The sequence below is a fragment of the Chelativorans alearensis genome (assembly GCF_010993735.1).
GTDB lineage: Bacteria > Pseudomonadota > Alphaproteobacteria > Rhizobiales > Rhizobiaceae > Chelativorans > Chelativorans alearense.
In genome coordinates, this window is sequence record NZ_WQNI01000017.1 from 90,872 (window position 1) to 100,315 (window position 9,444).

9 protein-coding genes are annotated in these 9,444 nt (G+C 63.2%); 8 read left to right on the forward strand and 1 reads right to left on the reverse strand.

Annotated features, from left to right (window positions below; all coding sequences use genetic code 11):
• Window positions 1-25 precede the first annotated feature (25 nt).
• The 8 genes from GPJ75_RS23345 (at window position 26) to GPJ75_RS23380 (ending at window position 8,654) form a co-directional block, all read left to right on the forward strand.
• Window positions 26-463: a hypothetical protein gene (locus GPJ75_RS23345; protein WP_163271888.1), complete on the forward strand. Its 438-nt coding sequence runs from the start codon at window positions 26-28 to the stop codon at window positions 461-463.
• Window positions 460-4,374, forward strand: a complete 3,915-nt coding sequence (locus tag GPJ75_RS23350; protein ID WP_163271890.1) for a YadA-like family protein — start codon at window positions 460-462, stop codon at window positions 4,372-4,374. The genes GPJ75_RS23345 and GPJ75_RS23350 overlap by 4 nt, the downstream gene beginning before the upstream one ends.
• A 7-nt stretch (window positions 4,375-4,381) precedes the next feature.
• Window positions 4,382-4,957: an invasion associated locus B family protein gene (locus tag GPJ75_RS23355; protein ID WP_163271892.1), complete on the forward strand. Its 576-nt coding sequence runs from the start codon at window positions 4,382-4,384 to the stop codon at window positions 4,955-4,957.
• A gap of 14 nt (window positions 4,958-4,971) precedes the next feature.
• Window positions 4,972-5,652: a hypothetical protein gene (locus tag GPJ75_RS23360; protein ID WP_163271910.1), complete on the forward strand. Its 681-nt coding sequence runs from the start codon at window positions 4,972-4,974 to the stop codon at window positions 5,650-5,652.
• A gap of 11 nt (window positions 5,653-5,663) precedes the next feature.
• Window positions 5,664-6,143, forward strand: a complete 480-nt coding sequence (locus GPJ75_RS23365; protein WP_163271894.1) for a DUF4189 domain-containing protein — start codon at window positions 5,664-5,666, stop codon at window positions 6,141-6,143.
• Window positions 6,140-6,676 carry an invasion associated locus B family protein gene (locus GPJ75_RS23370; protein ID WP_205602621.1) on the forward strand — a complete coding sequence of 179 codons (537 nt, stop codon included), beginning with the start codon at window positions 6,140-6,142 and terminating at the stop codon, window positions 6,674-6,676. Before GPJ75_RS23365 ends, GPJ75_RS23370 begins: the two co-directional genes overlap by 4 nt.
• A 128-nt stretch (window positions 6,677-6,804) precedes the next feature.
• Complete coding sequence (locus GPJ75_RS23375; protein ID WP_163271898.1) at window positions 6,805-7,557, forward strand: tellurite resistance TerB family protein; 753 nt, start codon at window positions 6,805-6,807, stop codon at window positions 7,555-7,557.
• A gap of 158 nt (window positions 7,558-7,715) precedes the next feature.
• Window positions 7,716-8,654, forward strand: a complete 939-nt coding sequence (locus tag GPJ75_RS23380) for a threonine ammonia-lyase (protein WP_163271912.1) — start codon at window positions 7,716-7,718, stop codon at window positions 8,652-8,654.
• On the opposite strand, the gene GPJ75_RS23385 is transcribed toward GPJ75_RS23380, so the two are convergent.
• Window positions 8,642-9,426, reverse strand: a protein-coding gene (locus tag GPJ75_RS23385; RefSeq protein ID WP_425483185.1) for an IS5 family transposase whose coding sequence is annotated in 2 segments (ribosomal slippage) — window positions 8,642-9,049 and window positions 9,052-9,426 — 783 coding nt in all. Because the reading frame shifts where the segments join, the coding sequence is not laid out codon by codon here. The genes GPJ75_RS23380 and GPJ75_RS23385 overlap by 13 nt on opposite strands.
• Window positions 9,427-9,444 lie beyond the last annotated feature (18 nt).

Consider the following 9,444-nt stretch of genomic DNA (forward strand, 5'->3'; position numbering starts at 1 on the left):
TGTGGGTATGTCCGGCAATCATTTGATGCGACATGTCAAATCTTCCACCGACGATCTACTCGCGGAAATTGAAATCTTTGCTCCAAAGGCCGAGGCGGCTTGGGCTGCCTTACAGCGCCAATACACCAGCCGGATCACCGAAGCGGAGATCGATCATCTCTTTGCCTGTTTCGTGCTTGGGTTGACCTCTCCGGCTTACGCCGAGCGGGAACCGGCCCTTCATTTCGATGTCTGCCGCGCGCTGGCGGCGGTCAAGCTTCCTCCGGAGCGGGTCCACGCTGCCCTCTACACAGTTCCGGAACCCACGCAGCCATGGCTTGCGAGCGCCTATGCGCTGATCGAGAGCCAGGGCGCGAAGATGGGGCGCGCTCTTCAGGAAACCACCTCCAATTTCGAAGATTTAACCGCCGGGGCGGATGCGGCAACAGAGCGCCCGGGCAACCACGAGGGAAACGCAAAATGACCACAGGCATCGAGAGGGAATCCCGTCGCGGATTTGTCGGCAATTGGGTTTCGGCTGGCGGCGACAGCCGCTCGCAGCGCCGCAGGCTGATGGCGGTGCTGCGCATGGCCCACCGTGCGCTCGGCCTCGGCCGCAAAGGTCTGGGGCTCGGCACGCTCGGTACCGGCGGCGCACCCAACCGTGTCATCAGCCTTCTCACTGGGTCCGCGCTCGCCTTGATCGGATCGATTCTGTTCGCCGACCCAGCCTACGCCGAGTACGTCGCCGGGGGCGGAACAACGGCCAATCCCGCCGGGGGCGGGATTGCGATCAGTGGTTCTGCAGGTTGCCCCGCTCAGGCGACAGTCAGCGGCGCTACCAACACTGGTGGCATTGCCATTGGATGCAGCACGGTTTCGAACGGAATTAACTCCACCGCAATCGGTGTTGGCGCCGATGCAATCGGAAACTCCGCTACAGCCATCGGTGTCAATGCGAATGCGAATGGAGTAAGCGCGTCTGCATTCGGCAATAACGCACGCGCTATGGTCACCAGCGCAACCGCGCTCGGCCAAAGTACTGCCGCGAGGGGACTAGGCTCCACCGCGGTCGGCTTCCTCTCTGACGCAGGCGCCCAAAATGCCCTCGCTGTCGGCTCCCAGGCGAACGCGTCCGCGTTGAACTCCATCTATCTTGGCGCGCGCACTTTTGGAGCAGGCGCCAGTGCACAGAGCGCCATCGCCATCGGCACGGATGTGCAGGCATCCGCGACCGACGCCATTGCGATCGGACGCCAAAGCAATGCCTCCGCCAATACGTCGGTTGCGCTCGGTGTCCTGTCCGTTGCGTCAGGGGCCAGCGGCTCCACCGCCGTCGGCGCCAATGCCAACGCCGGTGCGACCAATTCCACGGCCGTGGGTGTGTTCTCCGTCGCTTCCGGCCTGACCTCCTCTGCCTTCGGTCCGGGCGCGGTGGCCTCGGGCGAAAGGGCCACGGCAATCGGACCTAACGCCAATGCGAGTGTGCTGCGCAGCGTCGCAGTTGGAAGTTCTGCGGCGGCGTCCGCATTGGATGCGATTGCCCAAGGCACCAGCGCCAGCGCAAGCGATCAGAATGCCGTAGCTATCGGCTTCCAGACGATCGCATCCGGGTACAACTCCATCTATCTTGGCTCGCGCACTGTTGGAACAGGCGCCAGTGGACAGAGCTCCATCGGCATCGGCACAGATGTGATAGCATCCCAGGCCGACGCCACAGCCATCGGCCGCAGCGCCACTGCAACAGCGATAAATTCGATGGCCCTTGGCCTGAACGCGAACGTATCCGGCGAAGCTTCACTCGCCATCGGCTATAACTCGTCGGTCACCGCCATTAACTCGGTCGCGATCGGTAACAGCGCGACCAGCTCCGGCCAGAGCAACGTCGCCTTGGGCATTAACGCCACCGCCTCGGGATCGGAAGCCGCAACGGCGATCGGGCGCAGTTCCGTGGCGAGCGCGAACAATGCGACGGCTGTCGGCCGCAATGCCGCCGCTTCGGGCGTCAACGCCATAGCCATGGGCACCGGCGCGCAGGCGAGTGGCGAGAACAGCATCAGCATCGGTACCGGCAACGTCGTCAGCGGCGCGAATTCCGCCGCCATCGGCGACCCTTCGATCATCACCGGTTCGGGCTCCTATTCGCTCGGCAATAACAACACGATCAACGCCAACAACGCCTTCATCGTCGGCAGCGGCGTGACGATCCCCGTCGGCCTCGATGGCGCGGTCGTACTCGGCAATGCCTCGACGGTTTCGGCCGCCACGCCCACGCCCAGCGCAGCGATCGCCGGCACCACCTACAATTTCGCGGGCGGCGCGCCTGCCGCAGGCGACGTGGTGAGCGTGGGCTCTGCGACCGCGCCGCGCCAGATCCAGAACGTCGCGGCCGGCCGGATCGACGGCAGCTCGACCGACGCGATCAACGGCTCGCAGCTCTATGCGACCAACCAGGCGGTCGACAGCGTCGCCACTTCCATCAACAACATCAACAACGGCGCGGGCATCAAGTACTTCCACGCCAACTCGGTCCTGCCGGATTCGCAGGCGCTGGGGACGGATTCCGTCGCCATCGGCCCAGGCGCGGTGGCCAACGGCACCGGCGACGTCGCAATCGGCTCCGGCGCGGAGTCGGGCACGACGACGGCAGTGGCGGGCGCGACGGTCGGCGGCACCGCCTATACCTTCGCGGGTGCGACGCCGGCCGGCGCCTTCTCGGTTGGCGCGCTCGGCGCCGAGCGCCAGATCCAGAACGTCGCGGCCGGGCGGCTCTCGAACAGCTCGACCGACGCGGTGAACGGCTCGCAGCTCTTCGCGACCAACCAGCAGGTCACGCAGAACACGACCGACATCACCAATCTCGGCAACACGGTCAACAACATCGCCGGCGACACATCGACGGCCTTTACCGACGCGAATGGCGACGGCATCCGCTATGTGCGCACCAACGACAGGACGCTTCCCGTCAGCGATTCCTCCGCGCAAGGCATCGGTTCCACCGCGGTCGGGTATGACGCGACGGCCATAGCCGACAGTTCGCTGGCGCTTGGCCGTGACAGCCAGGCCAGCATCGTAGGGGGCGTCGCGCTTGGTTCCGGATCGATCGCCGATCGGGCGCTGGCCCCGGCCACCGGCCAGATTCCGGCCGGGGCAACCAACTTCATTGAATACAATACGACCGACAAGACGCTGCTTGGCGCCGTGTCGGTCGGCACGGATACCTCGTACCGGCAGATCACCAATGTCGCGGACGGCACGAATGCCCAGGACGCGGTGACGATCCGCCAGCTCCAGGGCGCCATCGCCTCGGTCGCGGCGACCCCGTCCATGTATTTCCATGCCAATTCGGCGGCTGGCGATTCCCTTGCCGTCGGCGCGGAGTCGATCGCGGTCGGCCCGACGACGGTGGTCAACGGCGACAACGGCATCGGCATCGGCAATGGCGCGATCGTCGACCAGATCGCGCCGGGCGGAACGGCCATCGGCCAGAACGCTCACGTCATGCTGGCCGACGGCATCGCTTTCGGCACGAATTCTCGCTCGGGGGGTATTCAATCCGTCGCCATCGGCGCGGGCGCTCAAAGCGACCACGCCAACAGCGTCGCGCTTGGCGCGGGATCGGCGACGCAGGCCACGGTGGCTACCGCCGGCACGACCATCAACGGTGAGACCTACGATTTCGCCGGCGCCGCTCCGGTTGGCACCGTGAGCGTCGGCGACGCCGGCGCCGAACGGACTATCACCAACGTCGCAGCCGGGCGCATTTCGGCAGACAGCACCGACGCCATCAACGGCTCACAGCTATACGCCACGAACCAAGCGCTCAATGACCTGTCCGTCGAGATCGGCGATGTGGGAAAGATTGCCAACAATGCGGTCACCTATGAGACCGTCACCAACCCCGACGGATCGGTGACGAGGACCAACAATGTGACCCTGCAGGGCGGCGATCCCAGTGCGCCGGTCGTCATCTCGAATGTCGGGGCAGGCGTCGCCAACACCGACGCCGTCAATGTTGCGCAGCTGAACGAGGCCAGGTCCTTGGCCGTCGAGACGGCGAACGACTATACGGACCAGGTCGCTGCAACGACGTTGGATCAGGCCAACGACTATACCGACCAAAAGTTCGATCAATTGAACCAGGAGTACGGCGCAATCCGCGACGAGGCGAGACAGGCCGCTGCCATAGGGCTTGCCGCGGCATCGCTCCGCTACGACGATCGTCCCGGCAAGCTCAGCGTGGCCATGGGGGCAGGCTACTGGCGGAGCGAAGCTGCACTTGCCTTCGGGGCGGGCTATACCAGTGAAAACGGACGTGTCCGCGCGAATCTGTCGGGAACGACGACTGACGGGCACTGGGGCGTCGGCGCGGGTCTCAGCTTCACTCTGAACTGAGGCCGTCATGTTCAGGCACGCGGCCTCTGCCGTCCCGATTGTTATGGCTTGCCTCTTCCTGTCCGGTCCGTATGCGGCCGGGCAGGAGGTGATTTCTGCCGGCTTTCGTATCAAGCCCTCCGAGGTGGCAATACCTCAGGATGTGAAGCTGGGGGATTATCAACGAACCATCAGGCCGTTCGAGAACTGGACGCTGATCTGCGATGAGAACCTGGAAAAACGCCAGCGTATCTGCAACGTAACCCAGGTGATCGAGAATCAGGCTGGACAGTTGGCTTTCAGTTGGTCGCTTGCCGCCACGCAAGAGGGAAAGCCTTACATGATCTTGCGGACAGCACCTGTGGCAAAGACAGACGGTCTGGTCTCGTTCAAATTCGAGGGGCGCGAGGAACCGGTCAAAGTTCAACTGGACGGCTGCAATCAAGTGGTGTGCGTCGGCATGCTGCCGGTCGGCCCCATCATGCGTGAACAGATTTCGAAAAACGCGGCGCCGGCCGTCTCCTATCCCACGACGGATGGGAGGACGGTCAGCGTGACCGCGACCCTCAAGGGCCTTTCTGATGCCGTTGAGGCCATAAATTGATGGAGACACCCTCGATGAATCAACGGTCGATCCACGATCGGATAATGTCCCGGAACCAGGATAAAGATGCCGTTCAGGACGGTGTCGCCGATCGGAGCAGGCCGAGCCGAAGCTGGTTGAGAACGGCGGTCTTCTCGCTGCTCGCAGTTGCCGCCGTCGGCGCTGCCGGCTTCACCGCCATGCGATACGATGTGATTGGGAATTTCGTATCGCAGCCGGCGGTGGCAAAGACCAACGAAGCCAGCCAAACGCTGGCCGATACGCCATTTCTGCAGCACGCCAAGCAGGCCGGTTTGCAATCCTGCTCCACCGTCTTTCCGGTTCTCGGGGAACTGCTGACGAACGGCACGACCTACAGCGTTCAGTCGATCTGGAACAATGAGGCCGCCGACGAGCACGCCGTGCAAGCTCTGGTGGGCATGAACTATGCCGCGGAGGGCTACAGCGGTCCGGCGGCAGGCGTCGTATTCGCCGCGCCTACCGCATCCGCCTGCGAAGGCTCAATGGTCCGCGTGGCACCGTTCGGTGCTGCCTGCGCAGACATTCCGGCCATGCTTCCGGAAGGAAGCAAGCTCGTCAACAATCTCGGGCAGATCGGCATCTATGAACTTGCCAATGGCGGGGGTAACGCGATGCTTCTGCCTGCCGGCAACAGCTGCGTCGTCATTTCCGTGGCCTCGGCGGCCGGAAAATAAGGGAGCGCAAAATGAAACCATGGTCTGCCATTGCAGCGATCGGCATGCTGTTGGTGTGCACAGGGCAGCTCGGCGCGGCCGATCTCCCCACAACGGCTGGGGAAGTACCGGTTCCGCCGCCTCAAGAGGAGCGCGGCATCTGGGCGGCAATTGCCTACTCCGAGGTGGACGAAAAGCACGGCTTCTTTTGGGGCGCCGACAAGCGGCAGGAGGCAATGGACATTGCACTCAAGCACTGCGAGCGGAACGAGGGCAGCGCGTGCGTCGTTGTAAGCGTGTTCCGCAATCATCGTCATTGGGATGACGACGATGAAACCGGGTTTCCCTATCACCACTGCGGCGCGCTCGCCGTGGGCGGGGAGACGACCGGCCGACCTGCCAGTTGGGGTGCAGAGGCGGCACAAACCCGCCGGGAAGCCGAAGATCTCGCGCTACAGACCTGCGAGCAGGCCGGTGAGGAATGCAAAATTCGCGAGTGGGTATGTACATGAGGCTTCGTTCGAGGGCCGCTTCCGCGTGCGGGGCAATCATATTCTCATTGATGTCGCCCGCATCGGCCCAGCAACAGGTGGCGGCACTTCCGAACGGAGCGTCCTCCCTCCGCGAGGTATATCAGGACTGGAGCGTGGCGTGCTCCGTTCAGGAGAACGCGAGGGTCTGTTCGCTCTCGCAGGACCAGGTGCAGCAGAACGGCCACAGGATTCTTGCGGTAGAGATGCAGGGACGCGCGGACGGTTCGGCAACCGCCACCATGCTTCTGCCCTTCGGCATCTTGCTCGATTCCGGCGTGACGCCGCAGATCGACGACCAGCCGCCGTTGCCCCTGCTGCGGTTCAGAACCTGCCTGCCCACAGGGTGTCTTGCCGTGTTTTCGATCGATCCGCCAACGCTCGAGAGGATGAGAGGAGGCACGGTGCTGAAGCTCAATGTCACGACCGCTGCCGAGACCCAGCTGACCTTCCCGGTGTCCCTCAGCGGCCTGACCGCAGCGCTCGATCGCATGGCTGCGTTAAGCGCGCGTTGAAGGGGCATCGGGGCCTTTACGCAGCGGAGCCGCGCGCCCGGTCGGTTCGGGGCGGTCCTGGAAATCCTGCGCCGACGTCCTTAGCTAATGCAGGTCACCGGCCGATGCATCAGCAAGGACTCTTCTCCATGGACATAAACAAGCTTCTCGAAGGCTTTCTGGGCTCCCAAGGGAGTGCGCATCCCTCCAAACCACGGGGGCACTCACCGGTCGATCAGATCCGATCGGGCCTTCCAGGGGGGCTCGCAGGCGGGGCCGCGGCAGGTGGACTGCTCGCGCTCTTGCTTGGCACCAAGGCAGGACGCAAGCTTGGCGGAAAGGCGCTGAAGTATGGTGGTATGGCCGTCGTTGCCGGCCTCGCCTACAAGGCCTATCAGGACTGGAAGCAGAACAAGCCGTCGGGCAACGAGGCCGAGCCGCTCAATCTGCCGAAGCCGCCCGATGGCAGTGGCTTTGACGTCGACCATGATCGGGATCACGCGGGACAGGATTTTCGGCTCGCGCTGATGCGCGCGATGATCTCGGCGGCAAAATCCGACGACCATATCGACCAGGCGGAGCACGGCCACATTCGCGATCAGATCAAGGAAATGGGGTTCGGCGCAGAGGAGAAGGCAGCCATGCTCGACTATTTCTCGGCTCCCGCCGATCCCATCGAAGTGGCGCGGCTTGCTCGAACCGACGCCCAGCGCGCCGAACTCTATCTCGCCTCGGTACTGGCCGTCGATCCGGACACCGCCGAGGAGCGGCGCTATCTCGACGAGCTGGCGCGTCAGCTGGGAATGCCGGACGGGCTGCGCGATCATCTCGATCTCGAGGCGGCTGCGGCCCGGCGACAACTCAGCGCTGCCGAGAGTTCGAGCGAAACGGGGTCAAGTTGACGCGCGTCTTTCAACCACTGTGATGCCCACGGTCGCAACGGGTCAATCTAGCTGCGATCGGAACACGGCCTCTTACTGTGGGCGAAATTCTCACCTGGAACAGGATTCATTCAGTGCTTGAACTGCCCACTGCGGCCGATGTAGCCGATGCAGCCCGTATGATCTCTGGCGTGGCGTTTCGGACGCCGCTTCTAGCCTCACCCGAGCTCGATAGCATTACCGGGGCCAGGGTTTTTCTGAAGCCGGAGACGCTTCAGCGAACCGGCTCCTTCAAGTTCCGTGGCGCCTACAACCGGCTTTCGCGCATTCCCGACGACCGTAAATCGGCCGGCGTCGTCGCGATGTCCTCTGGAAACCACGCGTTGGGCGTTGCCACAGCTGCCAAGCTGCTCGGCATCCGAGCCATCAACCTGATGCCGAAGGACAGCCCCGCGACGAAACGAGAGCGCGCCGCCGCTGCCGGTGCGGAGGTCATTCTGTTCGACCGCGAAAAGGACGACCGTGTTGCCATGGCCCGCGCCATCGCCGAGGAGCGTGGTGCCGTCGTCGTCCCGCCATACGACGACTTCTTCATCATCGCCGGGCAGGGTACGGTCGGTCGCGAGATTGTCGAGGACCTGAACAAGCTGAACCTCACGCCGGACGCGGTTCTCTTTCCGTGTGGAGGCGGTGGGCTGCTCGCGGGGAATTCACTGGCTATCCACGAACAAGCACCGTCAACGAAGCTCTACTCCGTCGAGCCGGAAGGGTTTGACGATCACGCGCGATCGTTCATCGCAGGCGAGCGGCTTGCCAATCGAAAGGCCTCCGGCTCACTTTGCGATGGACTGTTGGCCCCGACGCCAGGCGAACTCACGTTCTCGATCAACAAGCAGCATGTCACGGGGGGATTGGTCGTTTCGGAGGAGGAGGTAAAGCGGGCCGTTGCTTTCGCATTCCGTGAGCTGAAGCTGGTCGTGGAACCATCCGGAGCGGCTGCACTTGCCGCTTTGCTGAACAGGCGCATCGATGTGACGGGCCAAACGGTTGTCGCCGTTCTATCCGGTGGGAATGTCGATCCAGGTCTCTTTGCTAGGCTCCGGACTCATAACCAGTAGCTCACGGTGGCGGCAAGGCATACAGCGGACAGGTAGACATCTGCCCTTCGGTCATAACGGGTTCCGATACGGCGGAAATCCTTTAGCCGCCCAAACATGCGCTCCACGGCATTCCGATCTCGGTAAAGCGCTGGCGAGAAGCCGGGCTTATAGCGGCGGTTCGACTTCGGCGGGATGTTTGGAGCCGCCCCTGCCGCTTCGATCTGTAAACGGATTGCATTGCTGTCGTAGCCCTTGTCACCCTGTACCACGTCAACTTGCGAAGGCAGCATTCCGAGGAGTGATTCTGCCGCCACACAGTCGGGAACATGGCCACCCGTCAGGATAAATCTGATCGGGCGGCAGAGGCGGTCCGTGATTGCGTGGATTTTTGTTGTCAGGCCTCCACGCGAACGCCCGACATCTTGCAACTGCTCCCCCCTTTTCCGCCAGCAGCCGAGCGATGCGCACGAACTGCAGAACTGTCGATGAGCGCTTGGCTTGGCGGCCCTCCTGCGTCAGCCAAGGCGAGGAAGATGTCGCGCCATACTCCTTTTGCGGCCCAGCGTACGAAGCGGTTGTAGAGCGTTTTGCGAGGTCCGTATTCCTGCGGCGCATCTACCCATCGGCATCCGGATTTGAGAACATGCACAATGCCTGAGATCACTCGACGATCATCCACTCTCGGTACGCCGCGCACCTTGTTTGGTAAAAGTGGCTTAAGATCGTGCCCCCAGGCGTGGTGTAGGTGACGGCATTGGTCGCCATGCTCTCCGGCATGGGCCGGACTGATCAGCGTGCCACTGCCGGC